The sequence below is a fragment of the Streptomyces sp. NPDC096193 genome (genome assembly GCF_040302905.1).
Taxonomy (GTDB): Bacteria; Actinomycetota; Actinomycetes; order Streptomycetales; family Streptomycetaceae; genus Streptomyces.
In genome coordinates, this window is the sequence record NZ_JBEOSJ010000012.1 from 151,611 (window position 1) to 177,045 (window position 25,435).

Sequence of the window (25,435 nt, forward strand, 5' to 3'; positions counted from 1 at the left end):
AAAAGTAAGACCGAAAAAAATAGTCTGCAACAAAACCATCTGCTACGGTCCCTCCTGTTGCCCCAACTGACAGGAGAGACCGCATGTTTGCCGCATCCGGCTCCGCGCCATCACCCGCCGCCCCGCGCTCACGCCGGCTCGCCCTCGGAGTCGTCGCCACCGGGATACTGATGATCATCCTCGACGGCTCCATCGTCACCGTGGCGATGCCGGCCATCCAGAACGACTTGGGGTTCACCCCCGCCGGCCTCAGCTGGGTCGTCAATGCCTACCTCATCGCATTCGGCAGTCTGCTCCTGCTGGCCGGCCGGCTCGGCGACCTGATCGGCCGCAGGCGCATGTTCCTGGCCGGCACCGCCGTCTTCACCGCCGCCTCGCTGCTGGCCGGCGTGGCCACCTCGCCCGCCGTACTGATCGCCGCCCGCTTCCTCCAGGGCATCGGCAGCGCGATGGCCTCCGCCGTCAGCCTGGGCATCCTCGTGACGCTGTTCACCGAGCCCAGGGAGCGCGCCAGGGCCATCGCCGTCTTCAGTTTCACCGGCGCGGCGGGCGCGTCCATCGGCCAGGTCCTCGGCGGCGTACTCACCGACGCTCTCAACTGGCACTGGATCTTCTTCATCAACCTGCCGATCGGCATCGCCGTCCTCGCGATCGCCGTACGCGTCCTGCCCGGTGACGTCGGTTTGGGCCTCAAAGCGGGCGCGGACGTATGCGGCGCGGTACTGGTCACCGCAGGCCTCATGCTCAGCATCTACACCGTCGTCAAGGTCGAGGAGTACGGCTGGACCTCGGGCCGCACCCTCGGCCTCGGCGCCCTCGCCGCCGTACTGCTCACCGCGTTCCTCGTCCGTCAGGCCACCGCGAAGAACCCCCTGATGCCGCTGCGGATCTTCCGCTCGCGCAGCGTCTCCGCCGCCAACCTGGTCCAGATCCTTATGGTCGCCGCGCTCTTCTCCTTCCAGATCCTCGTCGCCCTGTACCTCCAGAAGGTGCTCGGATACGGCGCCGCCGAGACCGGCCTCGCGATGCTCCCGGCAGCCGCAGTCATCGGTGCCGTCTCCCTGGGAGTCTCCGCCCGCCTCAACGCCCGCTTCGGTGAGCGCAACGTCCTGCTGGCGGGCATCGTGCTCCTCATCGGCGTCCTCGGCCTTCTCACCCGTGTCCCTGTGCAGGCCGGTTACGCCGTCGACCTCCTCCCGGTCATGCTGCTCGCCGCGGGCTTCGGCCTCGCGCTGCCGGCGCTGACCACACTCGGTATGTCCGGCGCGAACGAGGAGGACGCCGGTCTCGCGTCCGGCCTGTTCAACACCACCCAGCAGATCGGCATGGCCCTCGGCGTCGCGGTTCTGTCCACCCTGGCCGCCTCCCGCACCGAGAGCCTCGCGGCGGCCGAGGCGCTGACCGGCGGCTACCGGCTCGCCTTCGCGGTGGGCGCGGGGCTCCTCGTCATCGCCTTCGCCGTCGCCCTCACGATGCTGCGCCGCCCCGAGCGCCAGGCCGCCGAGGAGCCGCCCGCCGACACACAGGCTCCCGCCCACGCCGCAGCCGCCTGACCCGCCCTCCAACCCATCACCACCACGGAAAGGCTGATCCCCATGAGCGAGAACACCGCCACCGAAACCACCACCGGCACCACCGAGAACGACGGCCCGTCCCCCCGGGTGCTCACCGATCAGGAGCTCTCCGAGCTGCTGCGGCAGCAGCAGTTCGGCGTACTCGCGAGCGTCAGGAGCACCGGCCACCCGCACCTGTCGACCGTCCTCTACGACTGGAACGCCGAGGAGCGCGTACTGCGCGTCTCCTCCACCGCCGACCGCCTCAAGGTCCGCCAGCTGCGCCGCGACCCGCACACCTCACTGCACGTCAGCGGTCCGGACGTCTGGTCGTTCGCCGTGGCGGAGGGCGAGGCGGAGATAGTGGACCCGGCCGACGAGGCGGCCCCCGGCGAGCAGCCGCTGCCCGACCGGCGCGTGGTGATCCTGATCCGGGTATCCCGCCTGTACGGGACCGCACTGGACATCCCCTCCCAGGACTGAGATAGCAGTACGTACGCCGGATCGCGGAGGAATCGACGCAGCCCAGGGCGGAGCGGGGCTGGATCACGTCGCATGACTTCCCTCCCCACCCCGACGACCGACGCCGTACCGGCCACGTAGGCCGCGGCCTTGATCTGGTTACCGCCGGGGCCCGTCCTGCCTCACGCGCGGCGCGCCGCGCGCGAGCGATCGACTCTGACGCCCTGGCCTTCCCGGCGGCCCGGCCCCATCAGGGGCGGATTCCACAGGCCGGGCCGCCAGGATGTCCGATCCGATTGTCAGGCGCGGCAGCGCAGCATCTCGAACGCCGGGTTGGCCCGGTAGTCCGCCCAGTAGGCGTCGCCGTACGCGGCGATCCCGGCCGGCGACACCGTGGTCGGGACCCATGTGATCTCGCTGAACCCGACCTTCGCGAGGCAGGTCTCGAACACCTCGCGAGGCGCCAGCCCCGAGGTGAAGGTGATCGGCGCCTCCTCCAGCAACGCGGTGGTCCTCACCCGGGGTCCGATGCCGCACTCTTCGCCGGTCAGCTCCGTGAGGAACCCGTAGGGGCGCGGCGACGGGCCGGAGAAGTCGTAGTCCGGCGTCTGGTGGAGCATGAGGAACTCTCCGCCGCTCCTCAGGCTCTCGTGGACCTTGCGGCACAGGTGCTCGAACTGGGCGACGGTGTCCGCGTAGTTGAGCAACATCACCGCGGTCGCCAGGTCGAACCGCTCCCCCGCCGGCGACAGGTCGGCCACATCGCCGACCTGGTAGCGCACACCCAGCGGCTGGGCCTGCTCGAACCCTTCCGCGGCACGGATCATCTCGCCGGAGATGTCGACGCCGAGGACGTCGGCCGCGCCGCGCCGCTTCAGCTCACGGCTGTAGAAGCCGGTACCGCAGGCCAGGTCGATCACCTTCTTTCCGGTGACCTCGCCGACCATGCCGAGGAAGCTGGGCGCTTCCACGTACCGGGCCAGCGGCAGGGCCTTGAAGCCCTCGAACGCCTCACCGATCTCGTCGTACGTCTGCTGCGCACTCATCGCGTACTCCTCCCGTTGTGGTGTCCTCGCCCGGACACCCGGCAGTCTCTCCATACGCGGCAGCGGGCCCGTACTGGCAGAAGCCACAAAGATCGAATGGTCGGCGTCTCGGGTCACACGAACGCGACGTCGGCGGGCAGGGGGGATCTCTGCGCCGAGACGGGCGCATGACCGCAGGACCGAGAGGCTGGTCCGCCTCGGTGCGGTGGCTGTCGGCGTGGCGCTCGGTGCTCTGCCGGGAGCCCAGGCGCATCCCATCGGTGCGAGCCGGCCCCTGTGGCTCAGGGCTCAGGCGTCGCCGCCGGTGTCGATCACGCAGAAGCGGTTACCGTCGGGGTCGGCCAGCACCACGAAGTCCGCGTTCGCGGGGTAGCTGTCCCACTCGATCCGCCGCGCCCCGAGGGACACCAGCCGCTCCACCTCCGCCGCCTGGTCGGCCGCGTCTCCCGCGTACAGATCCAGGTGGATCCGCGGATGGTCCTGGACCGGTGTCTCGCTGCGGCCGAGCGAGAGTTGGGGCCCGGTCCCCCGCGCCGGGATCAGGACCACCCAGTCGACTTCCATCGCGTCCCGCGGCACGTAGTCCAGGGCCTTCGTCCAGAACGTCGCGGCGCGGCGTACGTCCGAGACCCCCATCACGACCGATCCGATGCGCAGCATGCCACGAGTCAATCAGACGGCTCCCGCGCGGGCGCCGAGCAACAGCCTGCCGGCCAGTCTGCGGCCCCGGTCCCGGGCCCCCGAAAACTTCCTGAGAATAATCCCGCCCGAGAGGTATCAGGTGCCGAAGAGGGGGCAGACGGACTGTCGACCCGAGCTCGCGGCCTCTCCCCCCTGGCCGCTCGGGCTCCTCGGCCCCACCGGCCCCCCCCCTGCCGGTGGGGCCGCTTTCTGCTATTTGACCGATCCCGCCATCACTCCCTGGACGAAGTGCCGCTGGAAGGCGAAGAACACCACCAGCGGGACCACGACCGAGAGGAAGGCTCCTGGCGCCAGGACGCCGATGTTGCTGCCGAACTGCCTCATCTCGGACTGGAGGGCGACCGTCAGCGGCTGGGACTCGCTGTCCGCGAAGAGCAGCGCGACCAGCATGTCGTTCCAGACCCAGAGGAACTGGAAGATCGCCAGGCTGGCCAGGGCCGGCCGGCCGAGCGGCAGGATCAGTCGGGTGAAGATCCGCCATTCACCGCCGCCGTCCATCCGCGCCGCTTCCAGCATTTCGCGGGGGATCTCCGCAAAGTAGTTGCGCAGCAGGAAGATCGCGAACGGGAGACCGTAGGCGACGTGGAAGAGGATCACGCCCGGGATGGTGCCGAAGAGTCCGATCGCGCCGAACAGCTTGGCGACCGGCAGCAGTCCGATCTGGACCGGCACCACGAGGAGTCCGACGACGACCAGGAAGATCGCGTTGCGGCCGGGGAACTCCAGCCAGGCGAAGGCGTATCCGGCCAGTGCGGCGACGATGACGACCAGTGCGGTGGTCGGCACCGAGATCAGCACGGTGTTCCAGAAAGCCTGGGTGATCCCGGAATCCGCGAACAGGGCCGTGTAGTTGTCGAGGGACAGCTGGCCGGGGTCGGTCAGAGCCGTCCACCAGCCCTTGGCCGCGTTGTCGCCGTCGGATCGCATCGACGACAGGAACAGCCCGGCCAGCGGGGTGATCCAGATGAGAGCGACGATGATCAGGACGCCTTGGACAACTCCGTTGCCCAGCAGGCCGGTGAGCCTGCCGATGCTGCGTCGGCGGGGGGTTGCGGCCCGGGTGGGCTCGGGGGCCGGGGTCTTGGCCGGCGGCGGGGACGGCCGGCGCTCGATGGTGCTGTGGCCGCTCATGCTCCGCTCCTTCGGAAGCGCCGGACGTTGAAGATCATGGCCGGGACGACAAGCAGCAGAAGGAGGACGCTGATGGCGCTGCCGAGCCCCTGGTTGTTGCCGCCGCCGAAGGAGACCAGCCACATCCGGGTCGCCAGCACATTGGCCTCTTCCTGCACGGGTCCCGGCGCGATGATGTAGACGAGGTCGAAGACCTTCATCACGTTGATGACCAGGGTCACGAAGACGACCGTGAGGACCGGAGCGAGCAGCGGGACCGTGATCCTGCGGAAGATCTGCCACTCGTTGGCGCCGTCCATCCGGGCCGCCTCCAGTGCGTCCCGTGGCAGCGCGGCGAGTCCCGCGCCGATCAGCACCATCGAGAAGCCGGTCCAGATCCACAGATAGGCGCCGATGATCGCCGGGGTGACCAGTGTGGGTCCGAGCCAGGAGATGCCCTGGTAGGGAGCGGCGAAGTTCTCCGCGGGGAGACGGACGGTGTACGAACCGCCCTTCAGGCCCGTGAAGGTGAAGGATCCGTCGGCGGCGGTGGTGGACTGCGCGACCACCTTTCCGTCCCGTACGGCCTCGACCGACATGCCCGGCAGGCCCTTCTCGGCGGGGTCGACCTTGCCCGGGCTGCCGCCGCCTCCGGGCGTGAAGTCGTGGTAGACCACGCCGCTGAGTTCGTCCGCGGCGGGTGCCGCGGGGCCGGCGGACCGTGCGGGCTCCGCCTCGGCCGGCATCTTGTCGGGTGCGACACCGACGAATCCCAGGGTGACGGACGTGCCGGGGGCGACCGCGTCGGCCGTACGGTACGAGCCGCCCTTGTCGGCGGCGAGGCCGAACCCTTGCCGGGCCCGTGCCGTCGGATAGGCGGACCGGTCGTCGAAGGCGTCGTGGACGCCGACGGCGACGGCGTTGAGTACGCCCTTGTTCGGGTCCTCCTCGTAGGCGAGGCGGAAGATGATGCCGGCCGCCAGGAACGAGACCGCCATGGGAAGGAAGAGGACGAGCTTGAAGGCGGTCGCCCAGCGCACCTTCTCGGTGAGCACGGCGAGGACGAGCCCGAGGCCGGTCAGCAGCACCGGGGCCACGACGACCCAGATGGTGCTGTTGCGGATGGCCTTGAGGGTGGCCGGGTCGCTGAATATCTCGGCGTAGTTCTGACCGCCGACGAAGCGGTCACCACTGGCGTCGAAGAGGCTGCGGCCGGCGGAGAACAGCACCGGGTAGACGACGAGTGCACCGAGCAGCAGCAGCGCGGGAAGGACGAACACCACAGCGATGTTGCGCTTCTTGAGCTGGGCGCGGCGCCGTGGGTTCGCGGCGCGGGCGGATGCGAGGACAGCCATGATCGCTGCCTCAGCCCTTGTACGCCTTGGCGGCCGCGGCTTCGAGCCGCGCCGCGGTGGCCTTGGGGTCGGAGGGGTCGCGCAGGAAGTCCTGGAGGAGCTTCCACTCCCCTGTGCCCTTGGTCCCGCCGAAGGCGGCCGGGGCCTGGTCGGACATGTCGAAGCGGACCGAGTCACCGGCCTGGATAAGCGACTTGGCGGTGGCGCGTGTCGTGTCGTCTCCGTACGAGGCGAAGTCGACGTCCTTGTTGGGTGACAGGAAGCCGCCGGCGCCGGCCCACACGGAAGCCGCTTCGGGAGTCGCCAGGAACTCCAGCAGCTGGTGCGCCGCCTTCTGGTTCTTGCCGTCCTTGAGCACGACGGCGGCGTCACCGCCACTGACCACGGGCGCTTTGCCACTGTCGACGGCGGGAAACGGGAAGAACTTGGCGTCCTCGCCGAGCTTCTTGCCGAAGTCGTCCTTGGCCATGCCGCCGACGAAGTCGCCCTCGTAGACCATGCCGGCCTTCGGCTCGGGGCCGAAGACCTGCTCGACGGAGCCGGGGAAGTCGGTGCGCAGTGCTCCGGCCGCGCCTCCGGCGACGAGCTGCTTGTCCTTGAACACCTCGCCGAGCGTGGTGAGGGCCTTGACGACGCTGGGGTCGGTCCAGGGCAGGGTGTGGGCGGCGAGCTGGTCGTACTTCTCGGGTCCTGCCTGGGAGAGGTAGATGTTCTCGAACCAGTCGGTGAGGGTCCAGCCGTCCTCGCCGGCGACGGAGAAGCCCGGGAGGCCGGAGTCGGCGATCGTGCGGCCGGTCTTCACCATCTCGGCGTAGCTCTTGGGCTCCGCGACGCCGGCCTGTTCGAAGGCGCTCGGGCTGTACCAGACGGTCGACTTGTGCGCGGCCTTGAAGTAGAGGCCGTAGTAGGTCTTGTCGACCGTCCCGTACTCCTTCCAGACCGAGGCGAGGTTGGCGGTGGCGGTCGTCGCCGCCTTCTTCGACAGCGGAGCGAGCCAGCCCTCCTTCGCGAACTGCTGGAGCACGCCGACCTGCGGGACCATGGCGACGTCCGGGGCGTTGCCGCCCTCGATCTTGCTGCCGACGAAGGTGGAGACGTTGTCACCGGTGGGCACGAAGACCGTCTTGGCGCCGGTCTCCTCGGTGAAGGCGTCGAGCACCTTGCGGAAGTTCTTCTGCTCGCTGCCCGTCCACACGCCGGCGACGGTCACGGTCTGGCCGTCGAGGGTCTTGCCGCCGCTCGCCGGTCCTGTCGTGCCGCCGCAGGCCGTGGCGCCGACGGCGAGGGTGAGTGCGGCCGAAGCGGCTGCCGCTGTACGGCGGTTGATCGAGGGTCGTCGCATGGTGGTTCCTTCCGAGGGTGGGTGAGGAAGAGGGACGTCAGGCAGTGGGGCAGTCGCCCGTCCACCAGGCGGCGGTCGCTCCGGGGAGCATGCCGTCGGGGCAGGGGCCGCTCGACAGGAGCGGGGTGCCGGGGACCGGCGCGGGCACCGGGTCGGTGCCGAAGTTGACGGCGCAGATCAGTCCGTCGCCGCGGACCATGGCCAGCACCTGCGGCGGCGCGTCGATCCAGCGGAGCGAGCCTTCGCCCAACTGGGGCAGGCCGCGCCGGAGTTGGAGTCCTTCGCGGTAGAGGTGCCAGAAGGAGCGGGTGTCGGCCAGTGCCAGGTCGGTGGCGTGCGCCGCGAACCACTCTGGCTGCGGCAGCCACGGCCGGGCGCCGGCCTCGCCCTGGCTGAAGCCGAACGGGGAGGCGTGGCCGGACCAGGGCAGCGGGACGCGGCAGCCGTCGCGGATGCGGGCCCGGCTGCCGGTGCGGTGGAAGATCGGGTCGGTGAGGACTTCGTCCGGCAGGTCCAGGACCTCGGGGAGGCCGAGTTCCTCGCCCTGGTAGACGTATGCGGCTCCGGGCAGTGCCAGCATCAGCAGGGCGGCTGCGCGGGCGCGGGCGGCGCCGAGTCCGCTGCCCTCGACGCCGGGCTCACCGGCGTACCGGGTGACCGTGCGCACCTGGTCGTGGTTGTTGAGGACCCAGGTGACGGTGGAGCCGGTGCCGGCGATGTCGCGTATCGCCTCGGTGATGGTCTCGCGGAAGGCCCCGGCGTCCCACGGTGCGCTGAGGAGGTCGAAGAAGAACGCCTGGTGGAGTTCGTCGGGGCGCACGTACTCGGCGTGTTCGCGTGCCGTCGGCACGGAGACCTCGCCGACGAGCAGCCGTTCGTTGCCGTCGCGGGCGGCGTACTCCTCGCACACCGATCGCCAGCGGCGCCACACCTGGTGGACCTCGGGCTGGTTCCAGGCGAGCGGGTTGACCGAGTCGCGGGAGCGTTCGTCCGCCTCGGGGTCGCCGGAGTCGGGGAGTTCGGGGTGCTTGTAGAGGCCGGCGGCGACGTCGATACGGAAGCCGTCGACGCCGCGGTCGAGCCAGAAGCGGAGCACGTCCTCGAAGGAGTCGCCGACTTCGGGGTTGCGCCAGTTCAGATCCGGCTGCTGCGGGGTGAACAGATGCAGGTACCACTGTCCCGGGGTGCCGTCGGGCTCGGTGATCCGGCTCCAGGCGGAACCGCCGAACATCGCGCGCCAGTTGTTGGGGGGCTCCTCGCCCCGCGGGCCGCGTCCGTCGGCGAAGTGGAAGCGGCTGCGGGCGCGGCTGCCGGGTCCGGCGGTGAGGGCCTCGCGGAACCACGGGTGCTCACTGGAGCAGTGGTTGGGGACGATGTCGAGCAGGAGCTTGAGCCCGAGCCGCCGGGCGTCGCCCATCAGCAGGTCGAATTCGGCGAGGTCGCCGTAGACCGGGTCCACGTCACGGTAGTCGGCGACGTCGTAGCCGTGGTCGTGCTGCGGCGAGGGGTAGAAGGGGCTGAGCCAGATGCCGTCGACGCCGAGCTTGCGCAGGTACGGCAGTCCGGCGCGGACGCCGGCGAGGTCGCCGATGCCGTCCCCGGTGCTGTCGAGGAAGCTGCGGACGTAGACCTGGTAGATCACCGCGTCGCGCCACCATGCGGCGGTCGTGCGGGACGTGCGGCCTGGGGCGGCCGGAAGGGTGGTGAGCATCTCGCGTCGACCTGTTCCTGCTGGATGCGAGTGCGCCCCGGATCGGGTGCGCTGTGATGCCTGCATGTTAAGTAGCGATGACGGCAGGGTGTCAACGAAGTCGCCTAAACCAGCCCGATTATGCCCGACTATCTCCGCATTACAAAGAACGCTCGTTACATAACATGTAAGTAGTGAGCCGTTCAGAGGGGCAGAGAGGGATTACTGTCCGCGGGCGATGGAACCCAGTTCGCGGGACAGTCGCACCGTGGCCTGTCCGGGCGTCTGCCGCAGCGCCATGACGTCCTGCACGACGGCCTGCACCGCGAGGCTCACCTGGTCGTACCGCGGACTCTTGGGACGCGGCTCGGCCGCCAGCACGCTCTGCCGCAGCGTGGGCAGATACGGGTACGCCCGGATCAGCGCGGGATCCTCGTACAGGTCCGCGCGCACCGGCGGCAGCGAGCCCTCCGTGAGCACCTGACGCTGAACGCGCTCACTGGTCAGATAGGTGATCAGGTCGGCGGCGGACTCCGGATGGCGCGAGTGACTGCTCACGGCGAGATTGGAGCCGCCGAGCACACTGGTGCCGGGACCGTCCGGACCGGGCAGCGGTACCGCGCCGAACTTCCCCGCCACTTGGGACCCGGGGGCGTTGGCCTCCGAATGGACATAGGGCCAGTTCCGCAGGAAGAGCAGTCGGCCGTCCTGGAAGGCCTGCCGGGACTCCTCCTCCTTGTAGTGACGGGCCTCGGGGGAGATCCACCCCTCCCGCACCCCGCTCGCCAGGAACTCCAGCCCGTCGCGGGCCGCCGCCGAGTCCACCGTGACCCGGGCGCCGTCGTCGCGGAGGATCGAACCGCCCGCCGAGTGGACCGCTTCGGTCGCGTTCACCGTCAGTCCCTCATACGGAAGGAACTGGCCCGCATAGCCGTCCAGGCCGTACCGGGGGGCGAGAGTCCTGGCCTGCCGGGCGAGCTCCGCCCAGGTGCAGGGCGGCTGTTCACCCGCTTGCTCCAGGATGTCCTTGCGGTAGTACAGCAATCCGGCATTGGTGACATACGGGACCGCATACAGGCGGCCATCGAAGGTGGCCGTGTCGACCACCGGCGCAAGGAAGCTGTCCAGCGGAAACCCGTCCCGCTCCAGCGGAGAGATCCATCCCGCGGCGGCGAACTCCGAGGTCCACGCGACATCGATGTTGAGCACGTCGAAACGGTCGCTGCCGGAGCGCAGTTCGCTGGTCATCTGCGCCCGGGTCTCGTCCGCCGAGTCCGGCAGCTCGACCAGGGACACCCGCTCCCGCGGATGCCGGCTGTTCCAGTCGTCGAGCAGCGGACCGAGGTACTCGGTCAGATCGCCCGCCGTCACCAGCGTCATGGGACCGCGGCCGTCACCCGCCGGGCCGGCCCGGCTGCCGAAACCCGCGTAACCGGCGAGCAGCACGGCGAGTACGAGGAGCCCCCTACCCGCGGCATGCATCCACCGCATAGGTTCCTCCCGGTACACCGATCCGGCCACGACGCCGTCCAATGTGGCCTATGTATACCCGTTAGGCATGGGCGATACTAGACGTCCAGGCAGACAAGGCGGGTGGCACGAACCACACCCCGCGTCCGAGCAACAAGAGACTACGGACCTCGGAGGGAGGGAGCGCGTGCGGCTGCCGCTCCTGGCTCTCCTCACCCGTGGCCCGGCGCACGGTTACGAGCTCAAGCAGGACCTTGAGAAGCTCCTTGGCGCCGCGTACCCTCAGCCGAACGTCGGCCAGATCTATGTCACCCTGGGGCGGCTGGAAAAGGCCGGTCTGATCGCCGGCGAGGACGTCGAGCAGGCCGGCAGGCCCAACAAGCGCACCTACCGGCTCACCGATGCCGGACACGAGGCCGTACTGGCCTGGTTCGAGGAGACCACCGACGAGCCGAGGGTCCGGGACGAGTTCTTCATGAAGATCGCCCTTGCCCCGGAGTCCGGACTGGCCGACCCGATCGTGCTGATCAACAAACAGCGTCGGCAGTATCTGAACACCATGCGGGACCTGTCGAAGCTCGCGGCGGCCGAGGACCGGGACAACCGGGTCTCCCAGCTGCTGATCGAAGGCGCGATGCTGCATCTGCAGGCCGACCTCGACTGGCTCGAACGCTGTCAGGAGGAGCTGGAATGAGCGACGACGCCACTCCCGCCGAGCCGGGCACGCCCGGCGAGCGGGGCGTCGTACCGATCGTGCGCGCCGAGGGCCTGACCAAGACCCACCACGGCGAAGGCGCCCCGGTACCGGCCGTGCGCGGGGTGGATCTCGTGGTCCAGCCCGGAGAGTTCGTCGCCGTCACCGGGCCCTCCGGCGCGGGCAAGTCCACCCTGCTCCATCTCATCGGCGGACTTCAGCGGCCGGACAGCGGAAGTCTCTGGCTCGACGGACGCCAGGTGGACGGCTACCGCGAAGCCCGCTGGGCGATGCTGCGCCGGCGCAGCATCGGCATCGTCTTCCAGTTCTTCAATCTGGTCTCCGACCTCACGGTCGCCGACAACGTGGAACTGCCCGCCCTGCTCGCGGGCGCCTCGCCCAGGGCCGCCCGCAAGAGCCGGGCGGAACTGCTCGGCGAACTCGGCCTCGAAGGCCGGGAACGGTCCATGCCCGGCGAACTGTCCGGCGGTGAGCAGCAGCGAGTGGCCCTCGCCCGGGCACTGGTGAACCATCCGGCGCTGCTGCTCGCCGACGAACCGGCGGGCAGCCTGGACAGCAAGGGCACCCGCGAGGTGCTACGGCTCCTCTCGCGCTTCCACCAGCGTGGCCAGACGATTCTGCTGGTCACGCATGACGCCCGGATGGCCAGCGCGGCCGACCGGGTCATCAGCTTCTTCGACGGGCGCATAGCCGACGACGCGGCACTCGGGGCGGGGTCCCGCGCCACGGGAGCCGGAGTCTCCGGTGTGCTCGAACTCAAGGAGTGAGCGTGCGGGCCACACTTCGCTGGGCGCACGCCGATCTGCGGGCCCATCGCGGGCAGTCGGTCTTCGTCGTGCTCGCCAGCGCCGGGATCATCGGTTCGCTGCTGCTCGCCGTGGCCCTGTTCAGCTATGCGGCCAACCCCTGGCAGCGGATCTTCACCCAGTCCGACGGTGCCCATGTCTGGCTCCACACCCGGGCCGCGGCGGACACCGACGCCCTGTCCGGACTGTCCGACCTCGAAGGCGTCGCCGGGGTCTCGGGCCCGTATCGCACCGGGAAGGCGACGCTGGAGTCCCGAGGTGTACGGGCGAGTGTGTCCCTGCGCGCGACCGGGCCCCGGCCTCCCGATGTCGCCCGGCCGCTGGTCACCGGAGGCCACTGGCTCAAGGCCGGGGCGGGCGGTGTGGTGCTGGAGAGTTCCGTCGCCCGTGTCCTGTGGGCGGAGCCGGGTGACAGCCTGACCGTGAAGGGGCCGGACGGCGCCTCGCACACGCTGCGGGTCGCCGGGGTGGCCGAGGCCGCGGAACCTCGCTACCGGCCCGGGGGCGAACCCGGCGTCGGCTGGGTGCTGCCCGGCACGCTCGACCAGGTCGCCCCGCGCAGCACCTCGCAGAGCGTGGGACTGCGGCTGCACGACCCCGCCGATCTCGACTTCACCGTCCAGCAGGCCGTGACGCTGCTCGGCGCCGACCGGGTCGCCGAAGTGACGAAGTGGCAGCAGGCGCGGGCCGAGGCAGGCAGCGACGACCGGCTGCTCGGGCAGCTGTTCGCGGTGTTCGGACTGGGTGCTCTGCTGGCCGCCGCTCTCGCCGCGTCCGGGGCGATCGGCGCACGGATCCGGAGTCAGCTGCGGGACATCTCCATCCTCAAGGCGATCGGTTTCACCCCGGGCCAGGTGGTCCGCGGCTTCCTGCTCCAGCACCTCGCGTTCGCCCTGCTCGGTGTCGCTCTGGGCACCGCCGCGATCGCCCTGCTGGGCTCCCGGATACCCGGCCGGATCGGTGAGGCGGCCGGAGTCTGGCAGGACCTGCCGGGGCACACGGCCCTGATGATCGGGGTCCCGAGCGGCGCGGTCCTGTTGATCGCCGCCGCCACCACGCTCGCCGCCTGGCGGGCGGGACGGGTGCCGCCGGTACCGATGGCACGGTCCGCGCTTCCGTCGGCCTCGCCCATGACGGGTCTCGGCCGACGGGCTCTCGGCCTGCGGGTGCCGCCCGCTCTGGTGCTCGGGTGGCGGGCCGCGTTCCCCCGGCGCGCACGCACCCTGCTGACGGTGGCCCGTCTCGCGCTCCCGCTGCTGCTGATCACGGTGGCCCTGGTCGCCTGGACCACGCTGGACGTGTTCCGCAGCCGGCCCGCCGACATGGGCGTACCCGCGGCGCTGACCGTACGGGCCGAACAGTCCGGCAGCCCGTCCGGGCAGCAGCTGGACCGCGCACTCGCCGCGCCGCCGGCCGTCGCCGCCGTCCATCCCGGAGTGGAGGTCGCCGCCCTCGTACCGGGGCAGACCGGCACCATCACCCTGCGCGGTCTCGGCACCGCCCGCTCCCCCTACCCCTTCACGGTGGTCGAGGGACGGGCGGCAGACGGGCCCGACGAAGCCGTCGCCGGACAGGGGCTGCTCGACCTGCTGGACGTCCGGGTCGGTGACTGGGTACGCATGACCGTCGAGGGGCGGCCGCAGATTCTGCACATCGTCGGGCGGAGCATCGAACCCGAGGCGGGCGGCCGGGTGATCTCGACGACGGTGGACACCCTGGCCGAACGCGACCCCGCGGTGCGGCCCGACTTCTACCATCTCGTGTTGCGCCCCGGCGCCGACCCGCGTGCCGTGAGCGACTCGCTCGCCGCGGCGGCCGGCGGTGCCCTGGAGATCCGCGAGACACCGAATCCGGCGGACCGGCTGGAGCCGGCCCGGGGCGTGATCGCGACGCTGATCGGTGTGCTGGCCCTGATCGGGCTCACCGAGCTGCTGACGGTCATCGGCACAGGTGTACGCGACCGCGGCCGCGATCTGCTGGCGCTCAAGGCGATCGGGCTCACGCCGCGCCAGATCAGCGCGGCTATCGTGACGGCCGCCGGGTTCACGGCGCTACTGGCCGCCGCGCTGGGCACCGGGCTCGGCGTGCTGTCGGGCAGCTGGCTGGTCGACATCCAGGGCCGCTCCAGCGGTATGGGCGCGGGCATCGCCCATGCCCCGCCCGCGCTGCTGCTCGCCTCGGTGGCCGCCGGGGCGGTGCTGGGTGCCGTCGCCGCAGCGGCGCTTCCTGCCACCAGGGCGGCGCGCCGGCGACTGGCGGACTCCCTGGCCGAGACGCTCTGAGGCGCACCTCTCTGCCGTGACGCGCAGTTGGGTCGGACTTGGCTCGGAGTTGTCCCACTCCGTGATCCAACTCCGTGCTTTCATACGGCAGTCAGCGGGAAAGACTCATGTTCCTCGGGGGAACGGGAGAGGGGCCTGCTCATGTCGACGGGGGATCCACAGAACCGCATTCCGGCCTATCCGGGCGTCGAACGCTTCATCGACGCCTTCGACAAGCTGGTGGTGCAGCCGCGGCGCAGCCGCAGCAGAGTGCCGGTCGTCCTGCTCAGCGAGCCGGGAGAAGGAAGCGCCGGGCGACGGATCGTCGCCGGGCTGCGGTCCCGGATGCGGGGCCGCAGCGAAGTCCTCGCACCGCACGCGTACATTCCGCAGATCCCGGACGGGGCGGATCCGCCGCCGCTCGAACTCTTCGAGCATCTGACCCTTCAGCTCGCCGAGACGATGCCGCCCGGCACCGGCGAACTGCGGCTGCACAGCTACCGGTTACTCCGTTCCGTCGTGACCGCCCCGGCCATCGAGGGCCTGATGGAGCGGCGCCACGCCGAACTGCGCAACCACTGCTACGCGGAGCATCGCAACTGGTCCCGCACCGCGCAGACCCTGTGGTGGCTCGGCGGCCGTGACCAGGCGAGCGGCGGCACCCTCCTCGAACTGCTGTGGAACTTCATCGCCGGCCCGCTCTTCCAGCGGCTGCCGCGCGCCCTCTACAGCTGGCGCGCCAACCGCCGCATGCTCGGCCGGGCCCGCAGCCGCAGCTGGTACGCGGAGTGGGTACGGCGCCAGCACGGCAGCCCGCCCACCGACTTCTTCCGCTCCGCCCTCGATCTCGTGCACGGTGAACCGGCGACGGAGCCTGAGCGGATGGACCGGGTACTGATGCACGCCCTGCTCGCCGATCTCGACCAGGCGTGCCGTTCCCGGATGTTCAACCCCTGGCGGCGCCGGCGCACCACCCGTTTCGTGCTGCTCTTCGACGAGGCGGGTCCCGCCGACTCGCGCGTCCAGCGTTTCCTGCGGGAGTTGCGCTCCGCGATGGAGGACCTGCGCTGCACCTCGGTGTTCGCCGTCGCGGGCGGCGTGCGCTCGCTCGCCTCGCGCATCCCCGACATCGACGCCACCGGTCTCGCGCATGCCGGCGCGGAGCTGATCAACATCGAGCGCCGCGGGATGACACCGGGGCAGCCGACGGGCATCGTCGTCCCGGTGACGGAGGTCCCCGAGGACGATCAGGCGGCGGTCTACTGGCTGGGCCGCTGGCCGACGCTGGTCACGCCCTCACCGCGCTGGGGCCCGGGAGCGGAGGTGGCCGGTGTTCTCGGCGTCGGCACCCTGGCACTCGCGGTCGCGGCCGCTCTGGTCCTCGTACCGGATGTCCGGGGCGGCGACAACGACGATCCGTGCCAGGGCTCCACATTCCTCGGCACGGACGGACAGTGCGTGGGTGTCGCCGAGGGAGCGGCGGGCTTCGGAAGCGGGCCCAGCGAACAAGCCGTACGGGCCGTCCTTCAGCAGATCGAGCGGCAGAACGGCGAGGTCGACACCGCGCTCGCGGGCAGGCGCGCCGACGACCGCCGCCCCGGCCGCCGTACCGTCGTCTACTTCGGTCCGCTCACCGGCGGCAAGGACGCCGAGGATCCGGTGCGCGGCGGCACCCTGGCCGAGCTGCGCGGAATCGCGCTGGCACAGCAGCACATCAACGCCCAGGCGTTGCGGTCGGGCGAACGCGTACCGCTGCGGGTGCTGGCCGCCAATGCCGGCGACCGGTTCAAGGACGCACCCGCCGTCGCCGAGCGGATCGCGGAACTCGCGGCGCGGGACCCCTCCATCGCGGGTGTCGTCGGCTTCGGGCAGAGCCGTCGCAAGACCTACGACGCGATACGCGTTCTCGACAAGGCCGGCATCCCGATGGTCGGCACCTCGGGCACGGCCGACGAACTCCTGCGCCAGGGCGAGCACTACTACCAGACGGCACCCACCGATTCCCGGGCGGCTGAACTGATGGCCGTGTTCGCCAAGAGCGCGGCCATGACAGGCGGACGGACGGCCGTGCGGGTCAGCCTCGTCGCGGACGCGACCGACGCCTACAGCAACAGCCTTGCCGCCTCCTTCCGTTCCTCCTACGGCCCGGCCCGCACCGACGTGCTCCTCTACACCCCGAACGACGCCCCGGAACCGGAGCCCGTGCCGGGTGCGGTCAGCGGCCGGCCGGTGCCCACCGTGGAGGACCTGGCCCGTGAGGTCTGCCGCGCGGTCCAGAAGGAACCGCGGACGGCGGTGGTGTGGTCGGCGCGCGCCAGTCAGTTCCAGCTGTTCCTCGCGGAGATCTCCCGGTTCTCCGGCGACTGCCCGAAGATCAGCGTGCTCGGCGGTGACGACGTCACCAATGCCCTGACCGAACAGCAGCGCCCCTGGGACGACTTCAAGGGCCTCACCCTCTTCTACGCTTCGCACGGCTACGCGCCCACACTGGCGAAACAGAGCCCGGAGGCCGCGGCCTTCCTCGCCGCGTACGACCGCGCCTACAGCACCGACCGCACGCCCAGCACCAAGGCGATGCGCGAGGACGGCCATGTCGCGCTCGCCTGGGACGCGCTGCGGTATCTCGCCGAAGGCATCGACCAGGCGTGGCGCACCACCGGCAGTCACGACGACCGCCTCGACCGCGGACTGCTGCAAGGGGTGCTCTACCAGGGTCTGGGCGGGGGCGGTTTCGACGGCGCGACCGGCCGGATAGACGCCCACGGCGCGGCGGGCGGCGGTCGGGTGACGGAGAACAAGCTGCTCGCGGTGTTGCGGGGCAGCAACGGTCAGCCGGCGACCGAGCTGTTGTGCGGCACGGTGACGCGCGGCGACGAACGCCGGACGTGGGGCCCGAAGGGCAAGGAGTTCCCCTGCCCGCAGAGGTGACCGGTCACGGAGTGCAAGGGGGTGAGCCGGACGGGCTGCTCGGTAGCATCGGGCGATGAACCGTCCTCGGCTGATCGCCACCGACCTCGACGGCACGCTGCTGGGCCCCGGCGGCGTCCTGTCGCCGCGCACGCTCAACGCCCTGCGGGCCGCCGTTTCCGCCGGTACGGAGGTCGTCTTCGTCACGGCCCGGCCGCCCCGCTTCGTCGACATGCTCACCGCCGCGACCGGCCTGGTCGGCACGGCGGTGTGCAGCAACGGAGCCCTCGTCTACGACGTCGCCTCACGGATCGTCCTGGAGACGCGGGCCCTGGCGCTGCCCATCGCCCGCCAGGTGGCCACGGCTCTGGCGGCGGCCGCTCCCGGGCTCGGCTTCGCCCTGGAGACCGGACACCAGATGCTGTACGAGCCGGGGTTCGGGCTGCGCTTCGACGGGGCTGCGGAATTCGAGGTGGCGGTGGCGTCCCTGGTGGACCTGTGGCTGACCGAGGTGCCCGTCACCAAACTGCTCGCCTGGTCGGCACAGCTGGACGCGGACTTCCTGCTGGCCGCGGCGGAGGAGTCGGCGGGCGGGGTCGCGCAGTTCACGCACTCGGGCGGCCGCGGTCTGCTGGAGATCAGCGCGCCCGGCGTGAGCAAGGCGAGCACGCTGTCCGCGCTGTGTGCCGTCCGTGGCATCGACGCGAGCGAGGTCATCGCCTTCGGTGACATGCCGAACGACCTGGCGATCCTCCAGTGGGCGGGCACCGGCTACGCCATGGCCAATGCCCACCCGGCGGTGCTGGCGGCCGTGGGACGGCACACGGCGTCGAACGCGGACGACGGGGTCGCCGTCGTGCTCGAGGAGTTCTTCGGCCGGGCCTGACCGTACGTCGGTTTCCGCTCGGCACAGGCCGGAGCACGTGCTGAGTGCCCCGGTCCGAGCGCCGTCACAGCATCACGTGCTTGACCTGCGTGTAGTCCAGCAGTCCGGACATCGACAGGTCGCTGCCGTACCCCGAGTGCTTGACTCCGCCGTGGGGCATCTCGGACACGGTCGTGCCGTGGGTGTTCACCCAGACGATCCCCGTGTGCAGGGCCCGCGTGGCTCGCATGGCGCGCTCGTGGTCGGCGGTCCACACACTGGCGGCGAGTCCGAACCGTACGTCGTTGGCCAGGCGGAGTGCCTCGTCCTCGTCGGTGAAGCGCTGCACGGTGACGACGGGCCCGAAGATCTCCTCCTGCACGATCTCGTCGCTCTGGCGGACTCCGGCGATCACGGTGGCTTCGAGGAAGTTGCCGGGGCGCCGGAGGCGTGAGCCGCCAGCGACGATCTCGGCATGGGCGGGGAGCCCGTTCAGCAGCCGTTCCACGGAGGCGAGTTGACCGGCGTTGTTGAGCGGTCCGAAGTCGGTTCCCGGGCGCTGTTTCGCGGCGTGGGCCGCGAGGGCGGCCACGAACGCGTCGTACACCCGGGCGTGCACCAGGAGCCGTGTCGGTGCCGTGCAGTCCTGGCCCGCGTTGTAGTACGCGACCGTGGCCAGTTCCGCGGCCGTGGCCTCGATGTCGACGTCGTCGTGCACGATGACCGGCGCGTTGCCGCCGAGCTCCAGGTGGACGCGTTTGAGATCGTCGGCAGCGGCCGCGGCGATCTCCCGGCCCGCTCGGACACTGCCCGTGACGGCGATCATCCGGACGTCGGGGTGGGAGATGAGGGCCCGGCCGGTGTCCCGGTCGCCGCACAGGACGTTCAGGACGCCCGGCGGCAGGTGGTCGGCGGCGATCCGGGCCAGCAGGGCGACGGACGACGGTGTGGTGTCGGCAGGCTTGAGCACGGTGGTGTTGCCCACCGCCAGAGCGGGGGCGATCTTCCACGCGGCCATCATCAGGGGATAGTTCCACGGGGTGATCTGGGCGCAGACACCGATCGGTTCGCGGCGCAGCAGGGAGGTACGGCCCTCGGTGTACTCCCCCGCCGCGGCACCGGGCAGAGCACGCGCGGCTCCCGCGAAGAAGCGGAACGCGTCGACGACCGCCGGGAGTTCGTCGTCGCGGAACAGCTCGGCGGGCTTGCCCGTGTCCCCCACTTCGGCCGCCACCAGGTCGTCCGCGTGTGCCTCCATGGCGTCGGCGATGTGCAACAGGGCGCGCTGCCGTTCGCCCGGGGTGGTCAGGGACCAGCTCTCGTACGCCGCTGCCGCCGCGGCGCAGGCCGCCTGGACGTCGGCCGGTCCGGAGCGCGGGGCACTGCGATGTGTCTCGCCGCCGGCGGGGTCGACGAGACGGGTCACCTCGCCGGACACGGCCGGCAGGTCGGCGCCTCCGATGTGGTTGAGGATCACGGAGTCCTTCTGGGTCTCAGCCACGCCGGAGTGCCTCCTTCGCCGCCGCACGGCCGGTGCGGACCGCGCCTTCCATGTATCCGGCGACCCACTGGTCGGAACCGCAGACGTAGAACGGCGGTTCGTGGGTCGCGTGCAGGGGACCGACGCCCGTGACATCGCCGGGCGTCCATTGCGTGACATAGCCCTGCGTCCAGGGGTCGGTTCCCCACAGGCGCAGGTACGTGGAGACCGGTTGGTGGGCCTCGTCGCCGTAGAGACGGGCGATGTCGCCGAGCAGTTCGCGCTCGCGGGTGTGCGAGGGCATGCCGAGCAGGACGCCGTAACGCTCCGGGGGGATCAGCGCGGAGAGGATTCCGTCGCTCTGCGGCCAGGTGCTGCCGAGGACTCCTTCGCACTCGGACAGCCCGTTGAGATGGCGGCTGCGCCAGAAGGGTTTGTCGTACGCGGCGGTGAACTTGGCCGCGACCGCTTGGCGCTGGCGATGGAGCGAGGCCAGGCGGTCGTCGGAGACACCCGAGACGGTGACCGATCGCAGGGGGCCGACGGGGAGGGCACTGACGACGGCCCCGGCGGTGAGGGTTTCCCCGCCGGCGAGAGCGACCTCGGCCCTGCCCGGTTCCACGGTGACGGACGCGACCGGTGCGCCGAGCCGTATCCGCTCCCCCAGCGCCTCCGCCATGCGCAGGGCCACCGTCGCCGACCCTTCGGCGACACGCAGTCCTTCCCAGTCCTCGTAGTCGTAGTGGTCGCCGTCCCCGCTGCCGGGAACCGCGGCGTTCTTGCGCAGAGCGGCGAGCAGCGAAGTGCGTTCGTAGGAGCCGCTCGCGAGGGCGAGTTGGCCGATCTCCCACAGCCGTACGACTGCGGGGGACGCCCCTTCGCCGCGCAGCCAGTCCGCGACGGACAGCCGGTCCAGCGCGGCCGCTTCGGGGTGGGACCACGGGTCGTCGGGGTCGACGGTCCGGGCGAGGGCGGTGAAGGCGGTGGTGACCCGGCGGTGGCAGGTGTCGTCTTCGCCGGTGAACCAGTGCGGCGGGTCGCCCGCGGAGATGCCTTCCGGCGTGGCCCGCGTCATCGCGCCCGGCTCGGCGACGTAGCTGGGGATCAGGGTGAGACCGAGTTCCGCGGCGAGGGCGAGGTACGCGGTGTGGGCGCGGCCGACCACTTCGCCGCCGAGCTGGACGAGCCGGCCGTCGGGCAGGCGGGTCTGTTCCACCCGGCCGCCGACGCGGTCGCGTGCCTCGACGACGAGGACGTCCGCTCCGCCGGCGGCGAGGTCGCGGGCCGCGGCGAGTCCGGACAGTCCCGCGCCCAGGACGATGACGTCGTGGTTCATACGCGCTCCCTCGGGGCGGAGTTCTCGCGTCCGGCGTGCCCGTCCAGCACGAGGCAGTGCTCGGGCTTCCAGCCGATCTCGACGCTCTCGCCGCCGCTCCAGCGGTCCTCCATACGGGAGCGGTCGGTGTTCTGCTCCAGGACGGAGACGGTGACGCCGGGGGCGAGTTCGATGAGGTAGGTGGTGGTGGGGCCGGAGTACACGGTTTCCCGGATGACGCCGTTCACCATGGCCATGTCGGGGGTGAAGTCGGACAGCCAGATCTTCTCGGGCCGGATGGAGAGGCTGACGTTGCTGCCCTCGGTGACTCCGCTGCGGCTGCCGACGGGCAGCGAGGGGCCCTTGTCGACGACCACGGAGCCGGACCGGTACGTGCCGGGCACCAGGTTGGACGTCCCCATGAAGGAGGCGACGAAGGTGCTCGCCGGGTGTTCGTAGACGTCCTCGGGGGTGCCGCACTGCTCGACGTGGCCCTCGTTCATCACGGCCACCCGGTCGGACATGGTCAGCGCCTCGTCCTGGTCATGGGTGACGAAGACGAAGGTGATGCCTATCTCGCGCTGGATCTGCTTGAGCTCGACCTGCATCCGGCGGCGGAGTCTGAGGTCGAGGGCCGCCAGCGGCTCGTCGAGCAGCAGGACCTGGGGGCGGTTGACGAGAGCACGGGCCAGGGCGACGCGCTGGCGCTGGCCGCCGGAGAGGGTGCGGGGTTTGCGGTCGGCGAGAGAGCCCAGCTGCACACGGTCGAGCATGTTGCCGACGCGCTCGCGGATCTCGGCCCGGCCGACGCCCTTGCGCTTGAGGCCGAAGGCCACGTTGTCGGCGACCGAGAGATGGTCGAAGAGCGCGTAGCTCTGGAAGACGGTGTTGACGTTGCGCTGGTTGGGCGGGAGGCAGGTGACGTCCTCGCCGCCGAGCAGGATGGTGCCGTCGGTGGGATCGGTGAAGCCGCCGATCATCCGCAGCGAGGTGGTCTTGCCGCAGCCGGAGGGGCCGAGGAGCGAGAAGAACTCGCCCGCCCCGATGTCGAGGGAGAGTTCGTGCACGGCGAAGGAGCCTGCGTAGCTCTTGCTGACGCCGTCGAGGCGGACTGCGGGCGAGGTGTCCGCGGAGGTCGTGGATGTCACGGCTGTCACTTCCCGGAGAGCAGATCGAGGCCGCCGCGGCGGCCGAACAGGCGCGGGATCGTCAGCGCCAGGACGATGAGGCCGACGGAACCGGCCAGCATCAGGGTCCCGACGGCGTTGATGGTGGGCTGCACACCGAACCGGATCGCCGAGTAGATGCGTACGGACAGCGGCTGGGGCTCCACGCCGGTGGTGAAGTAGGCGAGGACGAAGTCGTCGAAGACGAGGGCGAAGATGAGGACCGCCGAGGCCAGGATGCTGGGGAGCAGGGCGGGCAGCGTGACCAGCCGGAGCGACTGCCAGCGGGTGGCTCCGAGGTCCATCGCGGCTTCTTCCACCTCCGGGTTGAGTGCCGCGATCCGGGAGCGGAGGATCACCGTCACATAGGAGATGGAGAAGGTGATCTCCGCGAGCATCACGGTGCCGGTGGAAAGGGTGATGCCCATGCCCTTGAAGAGCAGCATGGCCGCCACACCGGTGACGATCTCCGGGGTGATCAGCGGGACGAGCATGACCAGTCCGGCGAGGGAGCCGAGCCGGCTGCGGCAGCGGACCAGGCCGAGGGCCAGGGCGACGCCGAGGATCAGCGATCCCACCGTCGCGACCAGGGCCACCTGAAGGCTCATCCCGAGCGACGACAGCAGGACGTCGTCCCGGAAGAACATCGAGTACCAGCGGAGGCTGAAGTCCTCGAAGACGGTGAGGGACTTCTGGGAGTTGAAGGAAAAGAGGACGACGACGCCGATGGGGAGGTAGAGGAGGAGGAAGAACAGCGCTGTGACGGCGATCGCGAAGCGGGGCCTGCGGTCGGTGCCCCGTCGGTGTCGGATACGGGAGGGGTGGCCGGGACGGGAGGCGGGTCTGCCGCCGCGCGGCGGGGTGTCGCTCGCGGGGCGGGGCTGCCGGCGCACCGGGTGCAGGGCGGGACGCAGGGTCATCGGACCGCCTCCGCCTCGTCCTTGCGGGTGCGGCGCAGATAGCCGATCATCCCGACGAACAGGACGGCCATCATCAGCATGGTGAGTGCCGATCCGAGCGGCCAGTTCTGGCCCTGGAAGAACTTGTCCTGGATCAGGTTGCCGATCATGATCTGGTCGGGCCCTCCCATCAGTTGGGCGCTCACGAAGTCGCCCATGGCGGGCAGGAAGACAAGGACGCAGCCGGCCGCCGCCCCTTGCCGGGTGGCGGGCAGGGTGACGAAGAAGAAGGTCCGCAACGGGCCGCCGTACAGGTCGCGTCCCGCTTCGATGAGGGAGACGTCCATGCGTTCCAGCGCCGCGTACAGCGGGATGATCATGAACACGATGAATCCGTAGACGAGCCCGGCGACGACTCCGGGGCCTGTCTGGAGGATCTTGGCGTCCCCGTCCGCAAGGCCCGTGGCGCGCAGTGTTCGCAGCAGCGGTCCGTCGTCGGACAGGACGACGGACCAGCCGTACATCCGCACCAGGTAGTTGGCGAAGAACGGCACGACGATGGCCGCGATCAGCAGGTTCTTGTAGCGGCCGCCGTGCAGGGCGATGGCGTAGGCGACGGGGTAGGCCACCAGGAGGCAGATCGCGCAGGTGAGCAGTGCGTAGCCGAGGGATCGGAGCAGCACGGCACGGTAGACAGGCTCGGCCATCGCCGCGATGTTGTCGAAGTTGAGTCCGAACTGCGGGTTGCCGAGCGGATCCGTGGTGCCGAACGCGAGCGCGGCGACCAGTACGAGCGAGGCGATGAGGAACGCGGTCATCCAGAGGGTGCCGGGAATCATGAGCCAGGTCCACAGCCGCGTGCCGGCGGCGGACGGACCCGGGCGGGACTTCCCGCGGTGGGGACGGGACCGGGGCTTCGCGCCGTCGGTGGGGGACGAGGACTTCCCGCGGTCGGAGGGATTTAGGGGTTTCCCGCCGTCGGGACGGGTGCGTAGTGCCATGTCAGCCGGCCTTCACATGGGTCCAGGCGGTGTCGCGGGCGCGTTCGCCCTTCGAGCTGCCGTTGCGGAAGAAGAGTTCGTCCTTGAGGTCGTCTGCGCTGACCAGGCACTGCGGGAAGGGCTCCACGAGAGCGGCGTAGGTGTCCTCGCTGCCGCCGACCGGCATCGGGTAGCCGATGTACTCGATGTTTCTCTTCACGTTCTCCGGGCGGAGCATGTAATCGATGAAGAGCATCGCTGTGCCGGGGTGCCGTGCGTCGGAGGGGATGGCGTAGCAGTCGGAGTTGACGGGAGCGCCTTCCTTCGCGATCTCGAAGCCCAGCACGGACGGGTCCTTGGCCTGCCCGAGCATGGCCGCCATGTCCCCGCTCCAGGCCTGGGTCATCACCGCGTTGCCGTTGAGCAGGTTGTTGTAGCTGTCGCTGGAGAAGCCCCGCAGATGGGGCCGCAGCGACCGAAGGGTGTCGGTGACGCGGTCCAGATCGCCCTCGTCGGCGGTGCTGACGTCGAGGCCGAGCTTGAGCGCGCCCAGGCCGAGGACCTCGTCGCGGTCGTCCAGCACGAAGACCTTGCCTTTGGCGCGCCGGTTCCACAGGTCGTCCCACGAGCCCGTGAGGTCGCCGACCCGGTCCTTCCGCCAGCCGATCCCGGTCTTGTACATGGTGAACGGGACGGTGTGGGCGGAGCGGGGGTCGTACCAGGGGTCGGCGAAGTAGTCGTACGCGCCGAAGACGGACTCGGCGTTCTTCAGCCGGGTGTGGTCGATCCGGCGCAGCCGGCGCCCCGCGGTCAGCCGCTCGGCCCACTTGGCCGTCGGGAAGATCAGGTCGTAGCGGTTTCCCGCGTTGAGCTTGGCGGCCATGCCCTCCATCGAGTCGAAGTTCGACTGGATGACCTTGACGCCGTACTCCTTCTCGAACCCTTTGAAGACGGCCGGATCGACGAAGTCGGCCCAGTTGAAGTAGATCAGGTTCCCGTCGACACGCACATCGATCGGGTCGTCGGGATCGCCGTGGGCGTTCGGATCCTCGGGCAGGAAGCCGCAGCCGGCTGTCGCTGCACCGAGTCCCAGGCCGAGAGCCGCGCCGGTACTCGTGCGGAGGAAGGAGCGGCGGGACGGTGGGAGTACCTCGGGGGACATCGACGGTCCTCTCCGTGGGGGTCCGTGGACGGACGAACAGTGCTCAGGGCGCGGTCACGGACGCACGGATGCCTGACTCCGTGCTCGACCTGGGAACCGCCGGACGGTGTGGGGTGCACCGCCGCCGCGGTTCCGGTTTCTCCTGCCTG

At 70.5% G+C, this 25,435-nt stretch carries 20 protein-coding genes; 7 read left to right on the forward strand and 13 right to left on the reverse strand.

Annotated elements, in window-relative coordinates:
- Positions 1-83: 83 nt before the first annotated feature.
- Positions 84-1,553 carry a DHA2 family efflux MFS transporter permease subunit gene (locus tag ABTX78_RS19515; protein ID WP_352208010.1) on the forward strand — a complete coding sequence of 490 codons (1,470 nt, stop codon included), beginning with the start codon at positions 84-86 and terminating at the stop codon, positions 1,551-1,553.
- A 42-nt stretch (positions 1,554-1,595) separates the two neighbouring features.
- Positions 1,596-2,036 (forward strand): pyridoxamine 5'-phosphate oxidase family protein, encoded by a 441-nt coding sequence (locus ABTX78_RS19520; protein ID WP_352208011.1) that lies wholly within the window; start codon positions 1,596-1,598, stop codon positions 2,034-2,036.
- Between the two features lie 278 nt (positions 2,037-2,314).
- Here the strand turns inward: ABTX78_RS19520 and ABTX78_RS19525 are convergent, their stop codons facing one another.
- The 7 genes from ABTX78_RS19525 to ABTX78_RS19555 form a co-directional block, all read right to left on the reverse strand.
- Positions 2,315-3,061 (reverse strand): class I SAM-dependent methyltransferase, encoded by a 747-nt coding sequence (locus ABTX78_RS19525; protein ID WP_352208012.1) that lies wholly within the window; start codon positions 3,059-3,061, stop codon positions 2,315-2,317.
- 288 nt (positions 3,062-3,349) lie between these two features.
- Positions 3,350-3,721, reverse strand: a complete 372-nt coding sequence (locus ABTX78_RS19530; protein WP_352208013.1) for a VOC family protein — start codon at positions 3,719-3,721, stop codon at positions 3,350-3,352.
- Positions 3,722-3,955: 234 nt separating this feature from the next.
- Complete coding sequence (locus ABTX78_RS19535) at positions 3,956-4,894, reverse strand: carbohydrate ABC transporter permease (protein ID WP_352208014.1); 939 nt, start codon at positions 4,892-4,894, stop codon at positions 3,956-3,958.
- Complete coding sequence (locus ABTX78_RS19540; RefSeq protein ID WP_352208015.1) at positions 4,891-6,228, reverse strand: ABC transporter permease; 1,338 nt, start codon at positions 6,226-6,228, stop codon at positions 4,891-4,893. Before ABTX78_RS19540 ends, ABTX78_RS19535 begins: the two co-directional genes overlap by 4 nt.
- 10 nt (positions 6,229-6,238) lie before the next feature.
- Positions 6,239-7,570, reverse strand: a complete 1,332-nt coding sequence (locus ABTX78_RS19545) for an ABC transporter substrate-binding protein (protein ID WP_352208016.1) — start codon at positions 7,568-7,570, stop codon at positions 6,239-6,241.
- A gap of 37 nt (positions 7,571-7,607) precedes the next feature.
- On the reverse strand, positions 7,608-9,281 hold the full coding sequence (locus tag ABTX78_RS19550; protein ID WP_352208017.1) for a glycoside hydrolase family 13 protein: 1,674 nt from the start codon (positions 9,279-9,281) through the stop codon (positions 7,608-7,610).
- Positions 9,282-9,482: 201 nt separating this feature from the next.
- Entirely contained in the window at positions 9,483-10,751 is a 1,269-nt protein-coding gene (locus tag ABTX78_RS19555; protein WP_352208018.1) for an ABC transporter substrate-binding protein, read from the reverse strand.
- A gap of 166 nt (positions 10,752-10,917) precedes the next feature.
- Here ABTX78_RS19555 and ABTX78_RS19560 point away from each other — a divergent pair, with 166 nt between their 5' ends.
- From ABTX78_RS19560 to ABTX78_RS19580, 5 genes are all read left to right on the forward strand, one after another.
- Positions 10,918-11,424, forward strand: a complete 507-nt coding sequence (locus ABTX78_RS19560; protein ID WP_352208019.1) for a PadR family transcriptional regulator — start codon at positions 10,918-10,920, stop codon at positions 11,422-11,424.
- On the forward strand, positions 11,421-12,212 hold the full coding sequence (locus ABTX78_RS19565) for an ABC transporter ATP-binding protein (RefSeq protein ID WP_352208020.1): 792 nt from the start codon (positions 11,421-11,423) through the stop codon (positions 12,210-12,212). The genes ABTX78_RS19560 and ABTX78_RS19565 overlap by 4 nt, the downstream gene beginning before the upstream one ends.
- A 2-nt stretch (positions 12,213-12,214) precedes the next feature.
- Positions 12,215-14,533, forward strand: coding sequence for an ABC transporter permease (locus tag ABTX78_RS19570; RefSeq protein ID WP_352208021.1), 2,319 nt, complete (start codon positions 12,215-12,217; stop codon positions 14,531-14,533).
- A gap of 141 nt (positions 14,534-14,674) precedes the next feature.
- On the forward strand, positions 14,675-17,440 hold the full coding sequence (locus ABTX78_RS19575) for an ABC transporter substrate-binding protein (protein WP_352208022.1): 2,766 nt from the start codon (positions 14,675-14,677) through the stop codon (positions 17,438-17,440).
- A gap of 55 nt (positions 17,441-17,495) precedes the next feature.
- A complete protein-coding gene (locus tag ABTX78_RS19580) occupies positions 17,496-18,305 on the forward strand; it encodes a Cof-type HAD-IIB family hydrolase (protein ID WP_352208023.1) in 810 nt (269 codons plus the stop codon).
- Positions 18,306-18,369: 64 nt separating this feature from the next.
- Here the strand turns inward: ABTX78_RS19580 and ABTX78_RS19585 are convergent, their stop codons facing one another.
- The 6 genes from ABTX78_RS19585 to ABTX78_RS19610 all read right to left on the reverse strand — a co-directional run bounded on the left by ABTX78_RS19585 (position 18,370) and on the right by ABTX78_RS19610 (position 25,286).
- Positions 18,370-19,785: an aminobutyraldehyde dehydrogenase gene (locus tag ABTX78_RS19585; protein ID WP_352208024.1), complete on the reverse strand. Its 1,416-nt coding sequence runs from the start codon at positions 19,783-19,785 to the stop codon at positions 18,370-18,372.
- Complete coding sequence (locus ABTX78_RS19590; RefSeq protein ID WP_352208025.1) at positions 19,778-21,100, reverse strand: flavin monoamine oxidase family protein; 1,323 nt, start codon at positions 21,098-21,100, stop codon at positions 19,778-19,780. Before ABTX78_RS19590 ends, ABTX78_RS19585 begins: the two co-directional genes overlap by 8 nt.
- Positions 21,097-22,236, reverse strand: a complete 1,140-nt coding sequence (locus ABTX78_RS19595; RefSeq protein WP_502993899.1) for an ABC transporter ATP-binding protein — start codon at positions 22,234-22,236, stop codon at positions 21,097-21,099. The genes ABTX78_RS19590 and ABTX78_RS19595 overlap by 4 nt, the downstream gene beginning before the upstream one ends.
- Positions 22,233-23,165: an ABC transporter permease gene (locus tag ABTX78_RS19600; protein WP_352208027.1), complete on the reverse strand. Its 933-nt coding sequence runs from the start codon at positions 23,163-23,165 to the stop codon at positions 22,233-22,235. The genes ABTX78_RS19595 and ABTX78_RS19600 overlap by 4 nt, the downstream gene beginning before the upstream one ends.
- Positions 23,162-23,983, reverse strand: coding sequence for an ABC transporter permease (locus tag ABTX78_RS19605; protein ID WP_352208028.1), 822 nt, complete (start codon positions 23,981-23,983; stop codon positions 23,162-23,164). The genes ABTX78_RS19600 and ABTX78_RS19605 overlap by 4 nt, the downstream gene beginning before the upstream one ends.
- A gap of 163 nt (positions 23,984-24,146) precedes the next feature.
- Positions 24,147-25,286, reverse strand: coding sequence for a polyamine ABC transporter substrate-binding protein (locus ABTX78_RS19610; protein WP_352208029.1), 1,140 nt, complete (start codon positions 25,284-25,286; stop codon positions 24,147-24,149).
- Positions 25,287-25,435 lie beyond the last annotated feature (149 nt).

Excerpts from the sequence above, each read along its gene's own strand:
- ABTX78_RS19545 (WP_352208016.1), bottom strand. The coding sequence starts at position 7,570 with ATGCGACGACCCTCGATCAACCGCCGTACAGCGGCAGCCGCTTCGGCC.
- ABTX78_RS19600 (WP_352208027.1), bottom strand. The coding sequence starts at position 23,165 with ATGACCCTGCGTCCCGCCCTGCACCCGGTGCGCCGGCAGCCCCGCCCC.
- ABTX78_RS19520 (WP_352208011.1), top strand. The coding sequence starts at position 1,596 with ATGAGCGAGAACACCGCCACCGAAACCACCACCGGCACCACCGAGAAC.
- ABTX78_RS19565 (WP_352208020.1), top strand. The coding sequence starts at position 11,421 with ATGAGCGACGACGCCACTCCCGCCGAGCCGGGCACGCCCGGCGAGCGG.
- ABTX78_RS19550 (WP_352208017.1), bottom strand. The coding sequence starts at position 9,281 with ATGCTCACCACCCTTCCGGCCGCCCCAGGCCGCACGTCCCGCACGACC.
- ABTX78_RS19525 (WP_352208012.1), bottom strand. The coding sequence starts at position 3,061 with ATGAGTGCGCAGCAGACGTACGACGAGATCGGTGAGGCGTTCGAGGGC.
- ABTX78_RS19610 (WP_352208029.1), bottom strand. The coding sequence starts at position 25,286 with ATGTCCCCCGAGGTACTCCCACCGTCCCGCCGCTCCTTCCTCCGCACG.
- ABTX78_RS19590 (WP_352208025.1), bottom strand. The coding sequence starts at position 21,100 with ATGAACCACGACGTCATCGTCCTGGGCGCGGGACTGTCCGGACTCGCC.
- ABTX78_RS19555 (WP_352208018.1), bottom strand. The coding sequence starts at position 10,751 with ATGCGGTGGATGCATGCCGCGGGTAGGGGGCTCCTCGTACTCGCCGTG.
- ABTX78_RS19530 (WP_352208013.1), bottom strand. The coding sequence starts at position 3,721 with ATGCTGCGCATCGGATCGGTCGTGATGGGGGTCTCGGACGTACGCCGC.
- ABTX78_RS19580 (WP_352208023.1), top strand. The coding sequence starts at position 17,496 with ATGAACCGTCCTCGGCTGATCGCCACCGACCTCGACGGCACGCTGCTG.
- ABTX78_RS19515 (WP_352208010.1), top strand. The coding sequence starts at position 84 with ATGTTTGCCGCATCCGGCTCCGCGCCATCACCCGCCGCCCCGCGCTCA.
- ABTX78_RS19605 (WP_352208028.1), bottom strand. The coding sequence starts at position 23,983 with ATGATTCCCGGCACCCTCTGGATGACCGCGTTCCTCATCGCCTCGCTC.
- ABTX78_RS19535 (WP_352208014.1), bottom strand. The coding sequence starts at position 4,894 with ATGAGCGGCCACAGCACCATCGAGCGCCGGCCGTCCCCGCCGCCGGCC.
- ABTX78_RS19575 (WP_352208022.1), top strand. The coding sequence starts at position 14,675 with ATGTCGACGGGGGATCCACAGAACCGCATTCCGGCCTATCCGGGCGTC.
- ABTX78_RS19540 (WP_352208015.1), bottom strand. The coding sequence starts at position 6,228 with ATGGCTGTCCTCGCATCCGCCCGCGCCGCGAACCCACGGCGCCGCGCC.